Origin of the sequence: Microcoleus sp. Pol10D4 (assembly GCF_036701555.1) — a bacterium.
GTDB lineage: Bacteria > Cyanobacteriota > Cyanobacteriia > Cyanobacteriales > Microcoleaceae > Microcoleus.
On record NZ_JAUBRA010000019.1, the window covers coordinates 12657 to 34434 of the forward strand.

At 44.0% G+C, this 21778-nt stretch carries 15 protein-coding genes; 5 read left to right on the forward strand and 10 right to left on the reverse strand.

What is annotated here, in order from left to right:
* Positions 1-329: 329 nt before the first annotated feature.
* Together QUA36_RS12225 and QUA36_RS12230 are read left to right on the forward strand one after the other, a co-directional pair.
* A complete protein-coding gene (locus QUA36_RS12225) occupies positions 330-3833 on the forward strand; it encodes a WD40 domain-containing protein (protein WP_333457660.1) in 3504 nt (1167 codons plus the stop codon).
* The gene (locus QUA36_RS12230) at positions 3830-6187 is read left to right on the forward strand and encodes a carotenoid oxygenase family protein (RefSeq protein WP_333457662.1); all 2358 of its coding nucleotides are present in this window, start codon (positions 3830-3832) and stop codon (positions 6185-6187) included. Before QUA36_RS12225 ends, QUA36_RS12230 begins: the two co-directional genes overlap by 4 nt.
* A gap of 38 nt (positions 6188-6225) precedes the next feature.
* On the opposite strand, the gene QUA36_RS12235 is transcribed toward QUA36_RS12230, so the two are convergent.
* Positions 6226-6591, reverse strand: a complete 366-nt coding sequence (locus QUA36_RS12235; RefSeq protein ID WP_333457664.1) for a hypothetical protein — start codon at positions 6589-6591, stop codon at positions 6226-6228.
* A gap of 123 nt (positions 6592-6714) precedes the next feature.
* Here QUA36_RS12235 and QUA36_RS31340 point away from each other — a divergent pair, with 123 nt between their 5' ends.
* On the forward strand, positions 6715-6918 hold the full coding sequence (locus tag QUA36_RS31340) for a DUF3606 domain-containing protein (protein ID WP_442921584.1): 204 nt from the start codon (positions 6715-6717) through the stop codon (positions 6916-6918).
* Between the two features lie 475 nt (positions 6919-7393).
* Here the strand turns inward: QUA36_RS31340 and QUA36_RS12240 are convergent, their stop codons facing one another.
* Complete coding sequence (locus QUA36_RS12240; protein WP_333457666.1) at positions 7394-7636, reverse strand: hypothetical protein; 243 nt, start codon at positions 7634-7636, stop codon at positions 7394-7396.
* Positions 7637-8004: 368 nt separating this feature from the next.
* On the opposite strand from QUA36_RS12240, the gene QUA36_RS12245 reads away from it, so the two are divergent.
* Positions 8005-9837, forward strand: a complete 1833-nt coding sequence (locus QUA36_RS12245; protein ID WP_333457668.1) for a DUF4209 domain-containing protein — start codon at positions 8005-8007, stop codon at positions 9835-9837.
* Between the two features lie 308 nt (positions 9838-10145).
* Here QUA36_RS12245 and QUA36_RS12250 read toward each other — a convergent pair whose 3' ends face one another.
* The 7 genes from QUA36_RS12250 to QUA36_RS12280 all read right to left on the reverse strand — a co-directional run bounded on the left by QUA36_RS12250 (position 10146) and on the right by QUA36_RS12280 (position 19337).
* Positions 10146-13286, reverse strand: a complete 3141-nt coding sequence (locus QUA36_RS12250) for a type I restriction endonuclease subunit R (RefSeq protein ID WP_333457670.1) — start codon at positions 13284-13286, stop codon at positions 10146-10148.
* Positions 13270-13947: an abortive infection family protein gene (locus QUA36_RS12255; RefSeq protein WP_333457672.1), complete on the reverse strand. Its 678-nt coding sequence runs from the start codon at positions 13945-13947 to the stop codon at positions 13270-13272. The genes QUA36_RS12250 and QUA36_RS12255 overlap by 17 nt, the downstream gene beginning before the upstream one ends.
* A 7-nt stretch (positions 13948-13954) precedes the next feature.
* A complete protein-coding gene (locus QUA36_RS12260; RefSeq protein WP_333457674.1) occupies positions 13955-15238 on the reverse strand; it encodes a restriction endonuclease subunit S in 1284 nt (427 codons plus the stop codon).
* Positions 15235-16872: a class I SAM-dependent DNA methyltransferase gene (locus QUA36_RS12265; protein ID WP_333457676.1), complete on the reverse strand. Its 1638-nt coding sequence runs from the start codon at positions 16870-16872 to the stop codon at positions 15235-15237. Before QUA36_RS12265 ends, QUA36_RS12260 begins: the two co-directional genes overlap by 4 nt.
* A 121-nt stretch (positions 16873-16993) precedes the next feature.
* Complete coding sequence (locus QUA36_RS12270; protein WP_333457678.1) at positions 16994-17293, reverse strand: hypothetical protein; 300 nt, start codon at positions 17291-17293, stop codon at positions 16994-16996.
* A gap of 67 nt (positions 17294-17360) precedes the next feature.
* Positions 17361-18350: a hypothetical protein gene (locus QUA36_RS12275; protein ID WP_333457681.1), complete on the reverse strand. Its 990-nt coding sequence runs from the start codon at positions 18348-18350 to the stop codon at positions 17361-17363.
* 282 nt (positions 18351-18632) lie between these two features.
* A complete protein-coding gene (locus tag QUA36_RS12280; protein ID WP_333457682.1) occupies positions 18633-19337 on the reverse strand; it encodes a thermonuclease family protein in 705 nt (234 codons plus the stop codon).
* 603 nt (positions 19338-19940) lie between these two features.
* On the opposite strand from QUA36_RS12280, the gene tnpC reads away from it, so the two are divergent.
* The gene (tnpC, locus tag QUA36_RS12285; protein WP_333457684.1) at positions 19941-21203 is read left to right on the forward strand and encodes an IS66 family transposase; all 1263 of its coding nucleotides are present in this window, start codon (positions 19941-19943) and stop codon (positions 21201-21203) included.
* 366 nt (positions 21204-21569) lie between these two features.
* On the opposite strand, the gene QUA36_RS12290 is transcribed toward tnpC, so the two are convergent.
* A complete protein-coding gene (locus QUA36_RS12290; RefSeq protein WP_333457686.1) occupies positions 21570-21722 on the reverse strand; it encodes a hypothetical protein in 153 nt (50 codons plus the stop codon).
* Between the last annotated feature and the right edge of the window lie 56 nt (positions 21723-21778).

The following is a 21778-nucleotide window of genomic DNA, read 5'->3' on the forward strand; positions in this document are numbered from 1 at the left end:
AAATGCACAACAGCTTAACAGCAAAGGCAGGAATGGCAGCGGAAAGAAGGGTAACGGCAACCAAGAGAGGGTGAATTTTGAGAAGTGAACTAATTGGAGTAATATAAAACCGTTTCATACAACTTGTTCTCCGAGGTAGAAGTTTTTTGGTTTTTACACAGAGCTAAAAGTTCTCTTCTAACTCTCTGCAGCTCGCCTGATTGATTGGTATCAGCGGCGATAATCTCATAGAACAGGACTGTTGTCTGAGTTGACGCCTGAGAATGACTGAGTTAGGCTGACTTTTGGGCGATTATCATCTAAAATTCGATCGCATCAAAAACAAGAATATGCCACGATCGCTCAGGGTTCGCCAAGACTGTATAGGAAGAGTCAAACTATCGGTGAGACGAAACGGCTTTCCAAGCCAGCAAGCGCTAGCCGAGGAGCTGGGCTTAGCTCGCTCTACAGTCGTCAATTTCCTGACGGGTAAACCTGTTGACCGGGCAGTTTTTGAAGAAATATGTCTCAGGCTGTCTGTGGACAGTCAAGAGATTGCTGAAATGGATTTCGATCTTTCAGCAACTGGCAGCCAGAATTTAAGCATTAACGCTGTAAGAATATCTAGAGACCTAAGAGGTGCTCCAGACGTTTCCTTTTTTTTCGGTAGAGAACCGGAGCTAACGACGTTGGAGCAGTGGGTGCTTCAGGAACAGTGCAAGCTAATTACGGTATTTGGGGTTGGAGGAATTGGTAAAACAACGTTGTCTGTTAAGCTAGCGCATCAAGTCGAAGAGAGCTTTGATTACGTGATCTGGCGATCGCTCCGAAACGCTCCCCCGTTAGACGCTCTTTTGGTAGATTTGATTCAGTTTCTGACTCCCACGCCAGTTGCTAAATTACCCGAAACACTAGATGGGCAGATTGCAAATCTTTTAGAATGTCTTCAGCAGCGATGCTTATTGGTTTTAGACAACTGCGAGACAATCCTTCAAGAAGGAATTCAGGCAGGAGCATATAAAGTTGGGTATGAAAACTATGGCTCACTACTAAAGTGCATTGGCGAAACACATCATCAGAGTTGCGTCGTTCTGACTAGCCGAGAAAAGCCTGCTGAATTAGTTAAGCTAGAAGGCTCTAACGTTCCTGTGCGATCTTTGCGGCTTAATGGTTTGAGTGAAGTAGAAGGATACAAAGTTTTTGAGGTTCAAGGATATTCTGGCTCAGAAGCTGAATTAGAACCTCTGATTGGACGGTATGGTGGTAATCCATTGGCCCTAAAAGTTATTGCCACGACTCTTCAAGAATTTTTCGACGGCAATGTTGCTGAACTACTAAGACAAGAGATCCTTTTCTTTGGAGATATCTGGCAGCTATTGAGTGAGCAGTTCAATCGACTGACTGCTGTAGAAAAACAGATCATGTATTGGCTAGCAATTGAGCGAGATTGGACATCGCTGAATGATCTGCGCGAGAACCTTTTTCCAACAGTGAAAGCAAGAGAGCTATTGGAAGCCCTCAATTCACTACAACGTCGTTCTCTGATTGAAAAACGTTTAAACTATTTTACACAGCAACCCGTAGTGATGGAATACATCACAAATCATCTACTTGAGCAAATTTTTCAGGAAATTAAAACGGGTCAAATCTCGCTACTCAATACTGTCGCCTTAATCAAAGCTCAGACGAGGGATTTTGTAAGAGAATCGCAAGTTCGATTGATTATAGTACCCCTGCTCAAGGAATTACAAAAGTATTTCAGAACAGAAACAGCCCTTCGTCAGCGATTAGATACCTCGTTAGAGGCAGTGCGGCATGAGGATGAACTGAAACTAGGCTATGCAACGGGTAACTTTCTCAATCTGTACCGTTCTCTAAATTTGAACTTTTCAGGATATGACTTTTCCGAGTTAGTAGTTCGTCAAGCCTTTCTACAGGACATCGAGTTGCACGATGTGAATTTTTCGCACTCCGAGTTCATTGATTCGTCATTCACTCAAATTTTTGGTGGTATTCTCTCCATCCAGTTCAGCCCAGATGGGCAGACGCTAGCCACAAGCAGCACAAATTGCGAAATTCAAGTGTGGAGCGTAACCGATAGACAACGCCTCCTAACCCTTCAAGGACATACAAACTGGGTACGAAGAATTTCGTTTGATCCAACGGGTGGACTACTTGCTAGCGCAAGCGATGATGGAACTTTAAGAGTATGGGACTTAGTGGAAGGAACTTGCAAAAATGTTCTAAGCGGGCATGGCGATAGTGTATACAGCGTTACGTTTAGTCCTGACGGTCAAGTCATTGTTAGTGCTAGCTATGATCGTGCTATCCGCTTATGGAATGCTAGTGACGGAACTTGTTTAGCTCTGCTCGAAGGTCATTCTGCTGGAATTCTGGCTGCCAGTTTCAGTCCCTGCGGCAATCTTTTAGCAAGCGGTAGTTTTGACAACACGATCCGAATCTGGGATGCTCAAACGGGAGTTTGCCTTCAGATACTGACTGAGCATACCAATTGGGTAACAGGACTCAACTTCAGCCCAGATGGGCAATGGTTGGCAAGTCCAAGCTGCGATCGCACTATCCGTATTTGGCGAGTGGCTGACTGGCAATGCGTAAGGACTTTGGAGGGTCATACTGGATGGGTTTGGGGAGCCGTTTGGAGTCCAGATGGTCAGTTACTCTTAAGCTGTAGTGCCGACTGTACCGCAAAAATTTGGGACGGTACAACAGGTGATTGCTTACGCTCATTAGGAGGACATACAACCCAAATTTGGAGAGCAGTATTTAGTCCAGATGGACAAACTATTGCCACAGGCAGCGAAGACCAGACGATTTCGTTATGGGAGGTCGAGTCAGGTCGTTGTTTAACAACAATAGTTGGACATTCAAATTGGGTACGCCCTTTAGTGTTGAGTTTAGACGGTCAGTTTTTTGCAACTGGACACAAAGACAGAACTTTACGGATTTGGAATAGCGCTGACAATCAGTGTTTACAGGAGATAAAAGCCCATGAAACCGGCATTTCGTCGTTGGCTTTTCATGCTGGTAACGAACTACTAGCTAGTGGGGGAATGGATGCCACGATCAAAGTTTGGAACTGGCAGCAGAAGAAGTGTGTAGCAATCTTTGAAGGACATGGTAATGAAGTATGGGGTCTTGCGTTTAGCCCGAACGGGGAATTTCTCGCGAGTAGCAGCTTCGATCAAACAATCAAACTCTGGCGCTTGCAGAGTAGAACCTGCTTTGCGACTTTAATCGGACATCGCGATCGCGTTTCTGCACTTGCCTTTCATCCCAATGGCACAATCCTCGCTACCGGCAGCGACGATTGTACGATCAAGCTTTGGAATATTTCCACAAGAGAGTGCTACGCTACCCTAACTGGACACAATGCGCGAGTGGGAGCGGTATCCTTCAATTCAAAAGGAGATAGACTCGTAAGCGCGAGCCTAGATCAAGCGCTGAAAGTTTGGAATGTCGAGACTGGAGACTGCCTACAAACGCTGCAAGGTCACCAAGGCTGGGTTATGGGAGCCGCGTTTTTCTCAGATAATCAAACCGTTGCTAGCAGTAGTTCCGATAGAACTATTAAGGTTTGGAATAGTCAGACGGGGCAATGCTTAAATACCTTGAAGGGGCACACCAATTGGGTTTGGACTGTAACAGTTAGTCCTGACGGTCGGAAATTAATTAGTAGTAGCGAAGATGAATCTATCCGGATCTGGGACGTACAAACCGGGATCTGTTTAGCAACGTTGAAACCTAAACGCCTCTACGAGGGGATGCAAATCACAGGAGTCAGGGGCTTGACTTTGGCGCAAGAAGCAACATTGAGAGAACTTGGAGCAATATGAAGCGACGACAGACGCAATTTGTTGGTGAGCCTTGTAGAAAAAACTTTGTGCCAAGGTCTGTCATCAAGACAAGCCGAGAAGAAATTACAGACTTGCAATTGCAGGTTCGTCGATACATTCACAAAGGCGGAGAAGCTTGGGAACTTGCTACTGAAAGAGACGCTGTTGAACTGCCTGAAGGATTGCAAGGCTATTTTTTCGTTGTAGGCGCTTTATTTCAAGCTGACGATCGCCCTCAAGAAGACAGCACTCCGTTATACACGGGCGATGGCATGATCTACCGCTTGGGATTTGAGCATAGTAAAGCGATTCTCAAAACCCGAATTACAAAAACGCCCTGCTATTACGCTGATATTGCGATGACTGGAGCGAGCGATAACGCGGTATGGAAGCCTGAAACCACGTTTTCTAAACAGCATTGGCTATGGTCGTACTTGGCCGCTTTTCGGAATGGAGGTCCCAGTCGTATGAGTCTCCTTCTAGGAGGCAGAAATCAACTCAATACTGCATTTCTTCGAGTAGGTGATCGGTTAATTGTCACCATTGATGCAGGTCGTCCTTATGAAGTTGACCCCGATTCACTGGAGCTGATTGCACCAATCGGAACAACCGCTCAGTGGCTGGGCATCTTACCGATTGTGTCTCGCCTTATTTCTCAGTTTACTGGAAGTTACCCGTTTGACGTTTACATCAACTCTGCTCATCCTGTCGCCGATCTCATAAAACCTGAGAATACTGCCGATACAGAACCGGGCTTCTTCACGACGAATTACTCAACAGGATATAACGGACGATATCGAAGACCCGTTAGTTGGGTATTTGATCGACTCAATCGCTTTCTCAAAAGCGGAGCAAATGCCAAAGAACAGTTCGGACGCTTTACTGACTTAATTTACTACCGATTCCCTACAGTGGAGGCAGAATTAGACAACAAAGTCGATAAACATAGCGAGCGTGGCAGATTTAAGGAGCCTATCCTCAAGCACTGGCGATTAGTTCTTGCAGATGGATCGCAAAAGGGTCAACCTGTTGTCGTTGAACAGTCTCTTCATCAGGTCGCTATTACAGAACGCTTTATTGTCCTTGCGGATATCGCCTTCAAGATGGAATTCTCACAGATTTTTTCACCCTTCTTCATCGGGTTTCTCAAACTAAACTTCTTTCAGAAACACTGGTCGCTAAGCGGATGGGTTCGTGCAAAAGTTTTACGGAATATCCTGCCTTTACCGAAAGGAATTTTGTACGTTGTTAAACGGGAAGATTTAGAAAAGTACCCTAGTTTTGTTTGTACCGATAAGCAAGAGGAGAAACCACCACTTCCTATACCTGCAAAACAGATAATTCTGCCCTATGAAATTTCGCATTTTGCGGCTGATTATAGTAACGCAAACGAAAAAATTACGCTTCATGTTGGACATCCAAATGGATGGGATGTGACCCAGTGGATTACCAGATATGATAGTTCTGTACCGGGAAGATCGGGTCTTCGCAGCGATTTAGAAGGAATGCAGGTCGGAACGACGGATCTCGGTGCTTTGGCAAAGTACGTGATTGATGGTGACAGCGGTGAAATCGAGACCGTGAATGTCATTCGGGATGCGGAGTCCACCTGGTCCCCTTCAATCTATACCCACAGCGAACTCTGTCGTGACGACAGCAATAATCAGGAAACTCAGGTTAAAAATATTTATTGGATTACCTGGGGATTTACCTGGGAGCTAGTTCCGCAACAGCTTTATGAAGTCTATAAATCAAGAGGATACAGAGCGATTCCGATTGAGAATCTTCCTGATGGGGACAAACCTTTAACCTTATTGCGACTCGACACTGAAACAATGGAGATTGCAGATTCCTTTCAATTTCCATCAGGATATTTTGCCTCTTCACCGCAATTCATTCCTAGCTCTGAACCACTAGAGGGAAATGATCTGTCTACACATGGTTTTATCGTCTGTACTGTCTTATCTGACAATTTGAACAACGAGAAAGAGTCTTGCGACGAATTTTGGGTGTTTCATGCCGACGATTTTCACAAACCCATCTATCGTTTAAGTAATCCGGCTGCCCACAAGTCGCTCAACTTGGCGCTAACACTCCATACAGCCTGGATGAAGGAAGTTCGCAGCGAGAACCAGCGGAAACGCTATGGTGATGTGAACAACCGTCGGAACTTACGGAGAGATTCTGTTGATAAAGATTATGCACCTCGCTTGAAGAACGCTAAGAGCGTTGTTCGTGAGTTGTTCAGTGATATCGTTTATGAGTATTTTGTTGAGCAGCTTTCAGAAGTAGAAGCAACAAAACGCTTGCTACAGGAAAACTATCGGATTGATGGTTCTAATAAGTCCAGTTAATTAGGGCGAATGTACAAGCCGTGTCAGAAAAACCATTTTTAGGCATTTGAGCATTTTAGACTGCCGATCGCCCAAATGATTTCCTTGAATAATCGGCTGTACTCTTTCCCCGAATCTTTTGCAGGCTGACCGCCCAAATCCCATACAGTAGCTGCTTGACCTGAAGAATCAGCAATCACTTGCTTCTGGTGTATCACCGATTTGAGCACTTTGACGGTGGGGGCAAGTTTCCCCAACAGCTCCATTGCTTCGGTTTTGAGCTTCGTTCCTTTCACAGCACGGCTGAGAAACATCACCGCTTGGGGCGGGCCTTGTCTCACCGATTGAGCTTGTTTGATGAGTCGCACGGCATCGGCGATTCTCCCCAGTTCTAAAGTTGCAGAACTGGTAGGAATTAAGCCCAAGGGAGAACAGTTTAAACGCGGGAACTTCCGGTTTACCCGCGCCGGTAAAATTTGGGGTCAGTCAGCTTGGAAGGTTGAAAAAACTGTGTTAGAATAGAAATATAAATTTATCAAGACCAAAAAATGTCAGACGATAGGAACCGTAAAGGCCCTGAAGACCCAAATAGAATTAATCTCAACGAACCGTATGAGGTTCGTTATTGGACTAAAGAATTGAGTATAAATGAAGCAACGCTAAGACGTGCTGTTGATGAAGTTGGGGTTATGGTTGTGTCGGTAAGAGCTTGGCTTAACCGAACTGAAAATAGATACCTAATTGTTAATTAGGCCCAGAAATAGCGAAGGTGACATCAGTCGCAAAGTAACAGTTTAAACCCTTGCTAGATAATGATTTGAGCGTTTATCTCCTTTTTATTTAAAACGGCTCAAACAGAGAAAACTCGTTGAATCGATCCACGAAAAAACGGAAACCCATCGGCGATAGCTTTTTACAAAACCCCGAACTGAGGCTGAGTTATTGGATCAAAACGTCAGCACCATCTCCTCGTCCAACGCCTGCGGCACAGCATTCAAATCAATCAGATAATCCCCAAACCTGGCTTTAAATATTTTGACTGATTCAGAACCAAGTTCTAGATAAGTTGTGGTAATAACACTATATAAAACATACTTTTAGTTTAACTTTTACGTTGGTAAGTAGAGTAGTAATACTACTCTGCCTTCGCTGACTGAGTGTTGGCAGCTTCTGTAGGTGGAAGAGACATTGAAAAGCGGGCATTGTTACAAAACTTTACGTCATGTCCTATTTTGCGCGTATCTCGGCTGTAGCCCTATCTGTTGTGTCACGCGGTTCAATACTTGCCATGCCAAGTGGGTTATTTACTGTGTCACCCGGTTCAATTACTTGGTCGAGTTGGTGGGCATATTCCAGAGTAGCGTTAGCCAGGGCGATCGGAACTCGAATGGTGCGAGTTGGGCCACTTTGCCAAGCCGCTTTGAATTGAGAATTTTTAATTGAATCTTGGTATCCTTTAGGGTTTGGCATAATATTTGAATCCCGTGTGTCATGCGTTTCGCTTACTAAAGCAGGAATTCTAAGTAGTGTCAAGCGCGTGACACACGGCTTTTTGTTGCTACCAAGAGTTAGGAGGGTGGCGGGGATTTTTCCGACGGTCTTCTAAATCTTGTTCACTTCGGCAAAGACTTAACAGACCGTCGAAAAAATCCCGCTAGAGGTTTAGACGGGGAAACTATCCATTTCCATAAACGGTGTCAGCCGTGAGTTTGGTAGAAAATGAGGGTTAAAATAGCATTGTCCGCTTCCATCCAATCTGTAGCTTTTACGGGGCGGGAAAAATGGCAGTGGCGTGTTGTAAGATTAAATACATAATTTTTACGAGAAGAAATGGATCGATGTTATTACCAAATATTTCTTTATCAAAAGAAGACTTCGCAACATCTAATTGGGAAAATATAGTGAATGGATGCGACAAAAAAAACAATGAACATTATGCAATGCTATTCTTGGCAAAAGCAGACGAAGCAAAGTTACCAAGTGAACTTAAAACCCAAGCTATTTTTACTTTGCTTGCTGGAATTACATTCCCACAACTAAACCCTGATCCAAGTAATGAACCCTTCGCTCAAACAGACTTTATCAACAGCATCAACGATGGATACCTAAATGCTTTAAAAGATTGGGCTTCAGAAATAACTGATGCTGAGCTGCGTGCTAGAATCGCGGATCTTATTTGGCTTAAAAAACGTGACTTTCGTATGGCTCAACTTGCTGTAGATTCATACTTAGAATCGGCTCAAAACTTAGGAGAACCCACTCATTGGAGAGCGTGTATTAACAGAATTGAACGAGCGATGCGGTTAGCACGGCAGCTCAATTATCATTTTGATAATGTTGTTACCTGTATTGAATTAATTTTAGCTAAATATCAAGATGAAGACCCCTCATTACTGTGGGCCAAACTGATGCTGCTTTTGCAGGATAATAAAAAACAGGGCGATCCATTGAAATATGCCGTTTTGGCAGAAAAAGCTGCTACTTGTGCAGAAGTAGCAAGCGATTGGTATAAGGCTAGAGAATATTGGGAGATAAAAAGAAAGTGGCATCTTATAGCAAAAGATACACAGAAAGTGCGGGAAACAGAGCTAAATATATGCGAAACATATGTAAAAGAAGCAGAAGATGCTACCAAAAGAAATCCTCATAGCTATTTAGCAGCTTCTATATATTTACAGCAGGCAATTGAAGCATTTAGAAAAACATCAGGAACACAGGAACGGGTGGAAGAAACTCATAGAAAACTTCTTGAATACCAAGAGCTAACTAAAAATGAGATGATTCATTTGCACCAGGAAGGTGACATTAGTAGAATGGTAAATTTAGCTAAGAATAAAGTCAAAGATAAATCTTTTCAAGACGCTATATTTTGTTTAGCATTACTATCTGCGTCACCTAAAATTGATGGGCTGCGTAGTCAAGTTGAAAACATTACTGAAAATAATCCTCTCCAATTTGTCTTTCCTATGACTATAATAAACGACCTGGGAAAAGTAACAGCTAAACAACCTTCAATGCTATCTAGTAACGAAGACGAAGTGGAAGAAGCAATAAAAGCTGAAATGTATAGATCTGCTGCCCTCCAACATCAGCCTGCTATTGCTCAAGCTATCATAGAACCTGCAAGAGAGCAAATTTTGTTAGAACATAACGTCCACCTTAGTGATTGGTTCCTAATTTTAGTTAACAGTCCTTTTGTACCCACAAATAGAGAGTATATTTATGCTGAAGGGCTTCAGGCAGGATTAAGAGGAAATTTTCTGGTAGCTGCTCATTTTCTCATACCTCAAATAGAAAATTCAATCCGTTACTTGCTTCATCAATGCGGTGTCATAACATCTAAAAACACAAGCCAAGGAATACAAGATGAATACGATTTAAATACCACACTATACCTAATTGAACTAGAAAATATTATAGGTAAAGATCTATGTTTTGATTTACAAGGATTGCTAGTAAATCGCTTTGGTACTAATTTAAGAAATCGAATGGCTCATGGATTAATTGACTATAATGGCTTTTTTTCGTCACATTCATGTTATCTATGGTGGCTTACATTACGTCTCTGTTTTTTACCAATTCTTTCACAAATGCAAATAAGACAGCAAGAAGCTAATGAAACTTCAGAAAGCAGAGAAGGCGATACTAGCACATCTACCAATGAAAGTTAATTAGCAACGGAAAGCGTAATTTATAAACCATTTCACCCTGACTCGGCTGTCGCACTACTTGAATGGAGGCAGCTCATATATCTGATTTGTTAAATTTTTCCATTCAAGACTGAGAATTGCTATAGCTCCCCCAGGTAAGAAACATATCTTGACCCAGGGGTTAAAACTACTACAGCTTCATCAGAATATAACAGCTTCCCCGTCTATCCTCACTGTACTCAAAATGGCGGGTTTCCTTTACCTTTCGCAACTTATACCATCCTTATCTCTATGTTACAGCTTCGCTACTTCGGTTTTCCTGTGTAATATTAGGAACGATTTGTCTCTATTTCAAACTCGGTGAAAACCTTTGCCTGCTCTAACACCAACTCGATCGCAAGAGCTTGCATATCGGGTGGATAGCCATATTGCCGCAATAAGCGTTTAACCATCACCTTCATTCTGGCTCGGACGCTTTCTTTGAGATTCCAGTCGATGGAAGCGTTTTTGCGTACCCGTTCTACCAGGACGATCGCCAATTCTCGCAATTGGTTTTGTCCCATCACGTCCCGCGCACTCAGGTTTTGAGCCAGGGCATCATAAAAGGCGAGTTCATAGGGTTCTAGCCCCAACTCTTCACCCCGTTGTTTTGCAGCTTGAACCTCCCTGGAGATGTTGATCAGTTCTTGGATCACATCCGTGACGCTAATTACTTGGTTTTGGTAGCGCCGCAAGGCATCTTCAAGCATTTCGGTAAGCTGGCGGCTTTGGACAATGTTGGTACGGCGTTGAGCTTTAATTTCATCGCGCAACAGTTTTTTGAGCAATTCCACCGCCAGGTTTTGATGCTCCATGCCTTCGACTTCGGCGAGGAATTCATCGGAAATGATGGAAAGGTCGGGGCTTTTAATACCTGCTTCATCAAAGATGTTGATAACGGTATCGGAGACAAGGGCTTGATCTACTACTTGCCGGATAGCGGTTTCGATTTCAGCATTGCTGAGGCTACCGTCGGTTGGTTCTAGTTTGCGGAGACTGGCTTGGATGGCTTGAAAGAAGGAGATTTTTTCGGATTGGTCGATCGCCTCTGGATGGTGAGCGGTGAGAGCATAGATTTTGGAGAGTGCGGTCACCGCATCGAGGAAACGGTCTTTAATTTGCGGGTCTGCGACATAGTTCGCCGCAGATTTGAGAATGTTGAGTTTGTCCCTTGTGCTGGCGTTGGAGTAAGGCTGATAGTCGAACCCTGCCATAATGTCTTCAACGACTTCGAGCTTGGCGAACAGCAGTCCGATCGCCACCTGTTGATCGAGGGTGAGGTCGCCTTTGCCGCCGCTTTGGGAGTAAACTTTCAGGGCTTCTCTGAGTTCATTGGCCACACCCAAATAATCGACAATCAAGCCGCCTTGCTTCTCAAAGTAAACACGGTTGATACGAGCGATCGCCTGCATCAGGTTGTGCCCCTTCATCGGCTTGTCAATATACATAGTATGGAGACAAGGGGCATCAAACCCGGTCAGCCACATATCGCAGACAATGACGAGTTCGAGGTCATTGGTGGGGTCTTTGAGGCGTTGCGCTAAGACTTGGCGTTTTTTCTTGTTGGTGTGGTGTTTGACGAGGTTGCCTTCATCGGAAGCACTGGCGGTCATGACAACTTTGATTTTGCCGCTGTTGAGGTCGTCACTGTGCCAGTTGGGGCGGAGTTTGATGATGGTGTCGTAGAGGTTAGCAGCTACCTTCCGGCTGAGGGTAACGATCATGCCTTTGCCACGATTGGCAGTTTGGCGGATTTCAAAGTGGGTGATGATGTCGTTGGCGATGGTTTCCAGGCGTTGGGTGGAACCGACGATCGCCTCGATTCTGGTCTGCTTGGCTTTGGCTTGCTGGGTAGCGCTGAGGTCTTCAAAACTGAGGTCTTCGTCGAGTTCGTTGAGCAGTTCCCGCCCTTTATCGTCGAGGTCTACTTTGACTAAGCGGCTTTCGTAGTAAATGGGGACGGTGGCATTATCTTTGACGGCTTGGGCGATGTCGTAGATGTCGATGTAGTCACCGAAAATTTCGGGGGTGTTTTTGTCGGTCTGTTCAACGGGAGTGCCCGTGAAGCCGACGAAGGTCGCGTTGGGCAGGGCATCGCGGATGTATTTGGCGAAGCCGTAGCGGGTCTGTTTGCCGACGATGTTGCCTGCTTCGTCTTTGAGGTTGACCTGTTTGGCTTTAAACCCGTATTGGCTGCGATGAGCTTCATCGGCTAGAACAACAATGTTGGTGCGATCGCTAATCTTGGGATAAATCGTCTCGTTGTCTTGGGGAGAGAATTTCTGCACGGTGGTAAAGATAATGCCGCCAGAATTGACGTTGAGCAGTTCTTGCACGGCATCGCGATCGCTGGCTTGTTGGGGAGATTGGCGCAGCAGTTGTCGGCATCCGGCAAACGTATCGAAGAGTTGGTCATCGAGGTCGTTGCGATCTGTCAGGATAACGAGGGTGGGGTTATTCAGACTCAAGACGAGTTTGCCGCTGAGGAAGACCATTGAGAGGGATTTACCGCTGCCTTGGGTATGCCACAGGACACCTCCGCGATGGTTGGTTTTAGTAGCGGCAATGACACTCTCGACGGCTTTGTTGACAGCGTAATACTGGTGGTAGGCAGCCAGCTTTTTGATAGTTTGCAGGGTAACGACTTCGGTCTTGGGGTCTACTGTCTTAATTTTTTCAAAGACGGTGAAGTGCCGGATCAGGTCGAGCAGAGTGTCTTTGTTAAGCATCCCCTGAGTCAGAATTTCCAGTTCGTTGGTGTTGGGGTTGTTGTCAATGTGGCCGTTGGGGAGTTTGCGTTTCCATTGGCTGAAGCGGCTATAGGAGGCAGAGAAGGAACCTGCACGGGCGGAGATACCATCGGAGATTACCAGCAGAGCGTTATAAATAAAGAGGCTGGGAATTTCGCGCTTGTAAGTCTGTAACTGGTTAAAGGCGGCTTGCAGGTCGGCTTTGGCATCAGCGGCGTTTTTGAGTTCAATCACCACCAGGGGCAGCCCGTTGATGAAGAGAATGATGTCGGGACGGCGGTTGTGGTTGTCTTCGATAATGGTGAACTGATTGACGGCGAGGAATTCGTTGTTTTCGGGGTTGTCCCAATCAATCAGCCAGAGCTTTTCACCTTTGGTTTCGCCGTCGCGCTGATATTCAACGGTGATACCTTCGGTGAGGTAGCGGTGGAATATTTCGTTGTTGTTGATCAGATCGGGGTTGGCGATGTTTTGCAACTCCCGCTGAGCAGTAATGTGAGTTTCAGAAGGAAGACGTGGGTTTAGATTCCGAATAGCATATTCCAATCTATTTTTGAGAATGATGCCACCATAATCTTGACGTTCAACATCTAGCTCTGGGCCATAACAAGACTCGTACCCAAAAATTTTCAGTAGAGATAGAAAATATTTTTCGATTCTGGCTTCAGTTAGTTTCTTCATTTATTAGCTGTAAATAATCACTGTAAGCATTATTGTATGCTTCACGATCAACCAAGAACAAAACCTTACTTATCAGATAAGTAATATCAAGAACTTGAATATCTCCAAAGTTACTATCTAGATAGGTATTAAATTCTTGTAATCTCTCAAATTCTTGCAAACCGTCTAATTCTTGCAAATTGTCTAGATTTTCATTTCCTGAAGATATAGTTAGAGATTTTTTTTGTTCGTATAAATTTATCAAAAGACACGCGATCAACTCAGTTGACTGCACAAGAAAATGAGCACTTATGGGATCAATTTTTGGGAGTTCACCACTCAAGCTACGACCGTGAGATTGACTGTCTAAACAATTTCTCAACTCTCCCAAAAACTGCATCGAGGAAACCAATGAGTTGCTGAACTTAATCATGCCATCAGCTTGTTCAAGGTCAAGCTTTTTCATTGTTTTCTTTGCTAATTTATTGACATTATCGCCTGTTCCATAAGGTTCTTGTTCATTATCAAGTATAGTTTTGCAAATAGTTTCTAGGAGTGATTTGCTAGCACCAATTGCTTTTTCTAGCATCCCCGCGTCTATTTCATAACTAATTGAGGTTATTTGAAGTTTTAAGTTTGACCATCTTCCATGCTTTTCTATAAGTTCATTTAGATTTTCCATTACTTATTTATCTATCCTTCACTTTACTTTCAACGCGGATTTTACCGCTCATTAGCCTGGGCAAAAGCAGGTCGCGAGTCTGGCTAAGAGTCTGAATTTGTTGTGAGTTCGTCTCTCGTTTGACTAAAGTTTTCATGAAAACGTCAGAGACTAAGCCTTGAATTTCTTTGTCAGGAATAATCACTTCACATTGATATAGCTCCGACTGCTTAATTCCTTGAACTGTTGAGCCAGAAGCTCTTCGTCTCAGTTGAAACTGTCCCATTTGGCTACTGAGCCAATAGTTCAGATATGAGCAAGGAATAACTTCTTTATTTGCTCTCAAGGCAAATACCCGTTGTGCTGGATAATAACAAGTTTCTTTAGCGATAAAATAAATCTCTCCGAGAGGCGCTTCTGAGGTCAGGATGACATCACCCATCTCTAGTTTCTCCGATTGTTCAAATAACTCCTGAGAGACGTAATTAAAGCTATATCGATTAACTATATCACCTCTCTTCACAAACTTGGCGCTCAAGGCGGGAACTCCGTGATCGAAAAATTCAGGTGTTTTGCCTCGATTATCAATTAAATGCTCTAAACACTCTTTCATATTCCCAACTCGCCAACCTGCAGGGATTTCACCTAACTCCGATCGCACCATCGCACCGCCGGATGACTTATAGGGTTTCCCATCTTCATTAGGAAACTCGAAATCGACGAACCAATGTTTGAATAGGGTTTGAGCGATCGCCTCTAGCGTCTCGTTCTGCCCTCTAAGGTTTTTAATCTTGCGTTCAAATGAGGATAAAACTTCATCAATCGCTACTTGTTCTGTAATTGGTGGGAGTAGAAATTTATAGTCTTTTATCTTGCTTGGAGATGTATGCTTGACCGTAGAACCAGAGCAAGAATTGACAATTGTTTTTTGATAAGGGCTAGTTCTCAATAGCCAATATATGAAGTTTACGTCGGCTTTCTTTGAGATTGTGCTAACAAGCCCTAATCGCTGATTATGTAAAAAACGATTTGTGCTTTCTGGAACCCTTGCTGAATAGCCTAGTGTGTCACCATCTTTACTTAAGTCCGTCATGGTAACAATGACATCGCCAGGACTTAGTACATAGTCTTCAGGTATGTCTCCGATGTAGTATTTAAATTTATCAGCCTTAAATCCCCCTCCTATATGAAAATTCCCCGGCGTTAATAAGGCATTCCCATTCGGAACCTCGGTGAAAAACTCACCCTTAAAGGCGTATCCATGTTTGATGTCAATTAGTTCTCCCAGAGTTGTTTCTTCCCAATCCCTCATAACTCAAATCCTACCTTTGCTAACTGCTTCTTAATCTCCGCATCCAAGTCCGCCGCTTCTTTCATCTGTGCTGCCAACTCTACCGTCAACACTGCTATCGTTTCCTCAAAGGAAATCTCCGATTCAACTTCATCGCGAATTCCCACATATCGCCCTGGTGTTAAGACAAAATTGTGCTTCTCGATCTCTGCCAACGTTGCCGACTTACAGAAGCCCTTTATGTCCTGATAGTTGCCACCGTTCCGCTTCCATTCGTGGTATGTACCTGCAATCTTCTGGATGTCGCCATCATCAAATGCGCGATTGCGACGGTTAACCATATAGCCTAACTCGGACGCATCAATAAACAATACCTCCCCTTTGCGGTTCCGGTTTTTGTTGCCGTTCTTATATCGACTCAAAAACCACAGACAAGCGGGAATTCCTGTGTTGTAAAACAACTGCGTTGGCATCATCACAATGCAGTCCACTAAATCAGATCGCACCAACTGCTGACGAATCTCTCCCTCCCCGCTCGTATTTGATGACAGCGAACCATTTGACAACACAAACCCCGCTGCGCCGGTCGGTGCCAGGTGATAAAGGAAATGCTGTACCCAAGCAAAGTTGGCACTGCCCACGGGTGGCGTTCCATACTGCCAGCGCCCATCATTACGAAGAGGATGCCCCCCGTCATTTTTCTCGTCTATCCGACCAACCCAATCGCTATCGTTAAACGGTGGGTTGGCGATCACAAAATCTGCCTTCAAATCTGGGTGAGCATCTTTAAGAAACGAACCCTCTGTATTCCAGTGAATATTCGAGCCATCAATCCCCCGAATCGCCAGGTTCATCCGACACAGCTTATAAGTCGTCTCATTGCTCTCCTGCCCATAGATTGAAATATCATCCAGCCGCCCCTGGTGCGCCTTCACAAATTTCTCACTCTGGACAAACATCCCCCCCGACCCGCAGCAAGGGTCAAACACTCGTCCCTTGTAAGGTTCCAGCATTTCTACCAACACCCGCACCACACTTTCTGGCGTGTAGAATTGTCCCCCTTTCTTGCCTTCTGCCAGGGCAAACTCCCCCAAGAAATACTCATACACCTGCCCTAGTAAATCCGCCTGTCGAGAAGGGGCTACCCTTGGCTCCAGCTCCAAAATTAACTGCCCGTCAGATTCCGCCTTTACCTTGGCCAAGTTGACGCTGCCGATATTGTCGATCAGCCCCCCCAAAGCGATCGGGTCAAGCTTCTGTTGACCGTAAACCTTTGGCAAAATCCCCTTGAGGAGTTTGGGGTTTTCCCGCTCGATCGCCTCCATCGCCTCATCCACAATCTGCCCAATCGTCGGTTGCTTCGCCTGTGCTTGCAACGCCGACCACCGCGCCTCAGCAGGTACGAAAAACACATTCTCCGCTTTGTATTCGTCCGAGTCTTCCGGGTCAGCCCCCGCATATTCTCCCTCTCCAGCCATCAACTTCTCATGCAACTGCTCAAAAGAATCGGAGATGTACTTGAGAAAGACTAATCCCAAGACGATGTGCTTATACTCTGCCGCGTCAATGTTCTTTCGTAGCTTGTCCGCCGCCTTCCATAGCTTCTGCTCTAGGCTTTCCTTATTTTGGGCGCTGGTTGTCTTGTCTTTGGGCATAGAAGTCTTCAATAGTCCAAAGTGTATTTTACATGACGGCGTGACCAGCCCGTCAAAAGGTGGGTTGCAGGGTGAGCAGCCCTGTTCGCAAGTTTCTGCACAATTGCTACTCAAACCTCTCTCACTGCTCTGTTTCAGGTTTAGGTTCCTTCGGTTTTTTCTCAAAGACTTGGATACTTGGGTCTGATAGCACAAAACCGTTAGAGGTTGATTCACCCATCTTGCCACCGATAGCAGCCACCCACATGGGATAGTTGGCAGCAGCATCCTCAAGCTTCTTCCATATTTTTGGCTTAACAGTAACGGACACTACCCGATCGTCACAGTCAAGCTGAAAGGTTTTCCAGTTGTCTTTGTTAGTCTCTACGTTATTCGGGAGTTCGTTAATTTTGATGATGAGTTCAAGCTTGCCAAGTGTCATAGGTAGTTTTGTTGGTTTAATGCGTTGCTTTTCTGGTACTTCATTAGAATAAATTTATAAATTTACATTAATTAGAAACCAGTTCTGACGTGGCCTCTCTCAGATATTGTCTGGTGTCAATAAGCAAGTCAATGGCTTCTTTGTAAATGTCTAGTTCGTAGTTGCTGTAAGTTGCAATACCTTCTTTAAACAAACGTTCATAGTTAAAAATTGACACAGCCTCGATACGTGGTTGACCATGAACTAAACCTAATGCTCTCTCTTCAATATGTTCATAAGCATCTCTTATCTTTTTCAGCGTAGAAAGCTTATTTTTAACTGAATTGGGAAAATCAGTCGTAAGATGATAATGTTTATGGATTTGCCAAGCCATTTGTAAAGCCCGATTCATGGCTATAATCGCCATTTCAACTAAACCCATAGTTTCAAAAATTAGATTCCTTTGGTGAATACTGTATTCAATTTTCTCTAGTTCTTTAAGTTTACTATGTAGCAAGGAAAAAGCTTCATAGCTGGCATCTAATCTTCGTGCTGCTGATAGCAAAAGTCGCTGTATATCATCGGGTAAAACTTTGCCATTTAGAGTTGAACGGACTGACATCCATGTATAGACTGTATTTGCAATAAAAGCATACCCATCTTCAAACTTAGTAACAACACTTACATCAACACTATCTATAGAAAAAATAAGACTACCTGGTCGGAATCCAAATGTATCTCCAGGTCTACGTTGTGGTGCTAAACCTGTATCTGGCTCGTCAGGATGAAGCGTTCGACCATAAACTGTAGAGCCATTACGACCATCAGGAACAACCCTAACCCATGTTAAAATGTTCTCTTTGCCTCCTACCTCATCATTGATATCCAAAATAGCACAATAAACTGGTTCTGTTAGGACTAATTTTTCTAGCTCAGAGTTAAATTTAACTGTTTTACCTGTGTCTACTTCTTTTTCACCTAAAGGACGTACAAATATAATTGAGCCTTCACGCGCTTCTTCTACAACGCGAAGCATTTGCCCATTGTCTAACTTAATATGAGAAAGTTCAGTTTCCATCTTTAATTTCCTCTAATAATCTCCATTTTTCAGCAGTCAAACCATATAAAGGAGCTATCTATCATCAATTTGTGCCTCCTACTGCTCTACACTCTAAGTTTTAATATTATAAGCGATTGAGCTTAGGCAACATAGCCATACTTCCCCGCCTAAAGCTTGTAACCCTTTCCGCTACGTTAGGATATCGGTATATCCTGAGCCAGGGCTTAAAACTGCTACAGCTTCATCAATATCTAACAGTTTTCCGCCTATCCTCACTGTGCTCAAAATGGCAGGTTTCCTTTACCTTTCGCAACCTATACCATCTTTGTCGCGATCGAATTTGTGAGGGTCTGGCGGTAATACGCGGAAGCGACGATGAGGAATGTCGCCACAATTTAAATCAGGTGGCGCTGGCGGGATGCACACGCCAGGATAACTCGGGTCGCAATTACTTTGTTGAGCTGGTACAGGTCTTTGTGGAGTTGGTGCAGGTTTTTGTGGGGCAGCAGCGGGCTTTACTACACACTGATTTTTTCTATAATCCCAAGGGGGGCAAGGATTAGTTTGACTCCATAGTCCAAGCCGTTGCTGCTGAGCCGAACTCTGAGCTTGGCGCAATTGTTGAGCGCTGGTGCGACAGTTACCGATGTACTGCTCATAGACCCACGCTTGCCCTTCTTTCAGCAATTGCAGATTAATATTTCTGTCACTGAACACGACTCCAACCGTGCGCCCGTATTGGTCTTTGTCCACTGGTAGAACTTTAACTGATGTACCTCTTGGAAGAAGCGCACTAAGGCGATCGGCTGCCTCTTTTCCTCCCGGTTGATTTCTTTCAGGCGTGTCAATGCAAGCCAACCTGACGGTTATGTTTTGCCCGTTGGTGTTGCGGATCGTGAGTGTGTCGCCGTCTCCGATGCTAAGCACTTGGGCATTAATCACTTGATTGTTTGGCGATTGAGAAATCTCAGTAGCAATTGTTACCACGAGCGGTGCAATGAACATCAATTACTAGACTCCGTTTAGTGTTTACTAGGTGCTTAATTGCTGTATTTGCTGCGGTGCTTGGGGCTTCGGACGATCGAGTTCTCCCGTTTTTTACTGCCCAACACCTCGCATTTACCACGGCTTAAGCCGACTCAAAAGTCTGAATATTTGCTTAAACTATAACCAAACACAACAAAATATAACTTTTACAACTTCATCGAACTGCTCAAAATCTGTGCGCGATAGTTGCGGCCGATGGGTCTATCAGTCAAGAAAAATCAACGTAAATCAAGAAAATCACAATAAGTCAAGAAAAGTCAACCTAAACCAAGAAAATCACAATAAGTCAAGGAAAGTCAACCTAAAATACGGTTTATCTACTGGCAAACCAAGAATAAACGATGGGTGATCGAGCTACCGCATCAAGCCAATCGCCCGTTTTACAGACCCGCGTCACGGATTTTAGATTTTAGATTTTGGATTTTAGATTGGGAATAATCTCGATCGAACCCAGTCCTAGATTTGCTGGGGAGTTGTGGCCAATCTGACTTAAAAGGTAACTCCCTAGGTAGGATGGTCAGGATGATTCCAATCAAGGAAGAATTATGGTAGTATTCATCCATGAGTCCAGAAGAAAAAGATCAAAAAATTGAGAGTTTAGAGCAAGAAATTCAAGTCCTGCGGCAAAAAATAGCAGAACTAGAGAGGCGTTTGGGGTTAGATAGCCAAACGAGTTCAAAACCACCGTCAAGCGATGGACTCAAAAAGTTGGATAAAAATCGGACAAAAAGTTTAAGAGAAAAAGGAAAGCGCCCGTCCGGGGGACAGTTTGGTCATGTAGGGCAGACATTAGAACAAGTTTTAGAACCAGATAATATAATAAAACATCCCGCACCATGCTCGTGTCTATCATGCGGGTGTGACATATCTCAAATAGAAGCAAAAAAAATCATTAAGCGACAAGTATTTGATATACCAACGCCAAGAATAATCATCACAGAACACCAAGTTGGGGTCAAAGAATGCCCTGGATGTAAAGCTCAGATACAAGGGAGTTTTCCAGAATGGGTGAAAGCACCAGTACAGTATGGAGCAAGAATTAAAGCAGTTGCGGCTTATCTAAATCATCAACACTTTATTCCCGAAGACAGATTGAGTGAAGTGCTGTTAGATTTATTTGGTTGTCGAATGACACCAGGAACAATCGCAAATACAAGCAAAACACTGGCTCAAATCATAGAACCAGTAGTAATTGAGATTGCGTCTGAAGTCAAAGCAGCACCAGTTAAACATCTAGACGAGACGGGATTGAGGATTGGTGGTAAAACCAATTGGTTGCACGTGGTTTCAACTCAAACAGAAACCTGGTATCGAGTTGCTGCTAAACGCAAAGACATTGAAGTATTAGCTGAGATTAAAGGTGTAGTAGTCCACGACCACTGGAAACCTTATTATCAACTCGTTCAGGTGAATCATGCCTTGTGCAACGCTCATCCTGAGCGAGAACTCAAAGCTTTGGAAGAAATTGACCAAGAATCTTGGGCTAAGTCCATGAAAAAGGTTTTACTCCTAGCCTGCAATTATAAACATCGCTATCCTCAAGGTATTCCTGAAAATATTATTGCTCGCATCAATCAACTATATGAGCAAATTCTCAACCGAGGGCTTGATTTTCACTCTTCTCAACCACCTTTAAACCGCAAAGGTCATTTCTGTAGAGTAAAACGACGAGTTGGTCATAACTTGTTGTTGCGGCTTCAAAATTTCCGAGGTGATGTTTTACGGTTTCTGACGGAACCGGATGTTCCGTTTACCAATAATCAAGCGGAACGTGACTTACGGATGATGAAGTGTAAGCAGAAAATTTCTGGTGGCTTCCGCTAGGCAAGATTTTGCGGTTTCCTTCGCCAATATTCGTTCTTTTCTTTCGACTGCATCTAAGCGTGGTCTTAATCTTCTGGAAGTTGTTACTGATGCGTTACTTGGTAATGTCTCTGTTTTCTTTCCGTCAAATACTACTAGCTAGGCAGTTACCTTAAAAGTAAAAATAAGTCAAAATAAGCGCGATTCCCTACCGACTACCGGGGATTAATCAGGGCGAGCTGCTATGAGTTTTCATAAATTTTCATGAGTTCTCATGAATTTTCATAAGCTTCGGATGTCTAATTATGTCTTTTTATGCGATCGCCCATCAACTTTTAGCGGCTGTTACTGGGCAAATTTCACCTTGCTGACAACCACGTAAGAAATTTATGTTAGTGGCTCTATCCCTTCTAGCCGTAGGAAATATACGCGACCGGATTCATCACCTGCTACAATTGCTACTCCATCGGACGCAACGATACAGCAAAATAAGGCACCATCTCCGATGAAATTAGCGATCGCCTCCCCACTTTCTCTCATCCCAGACTTTTAGGGTGTTAACGAAATCAGTCAGTTGAGTGCCCCTGACTTTGACC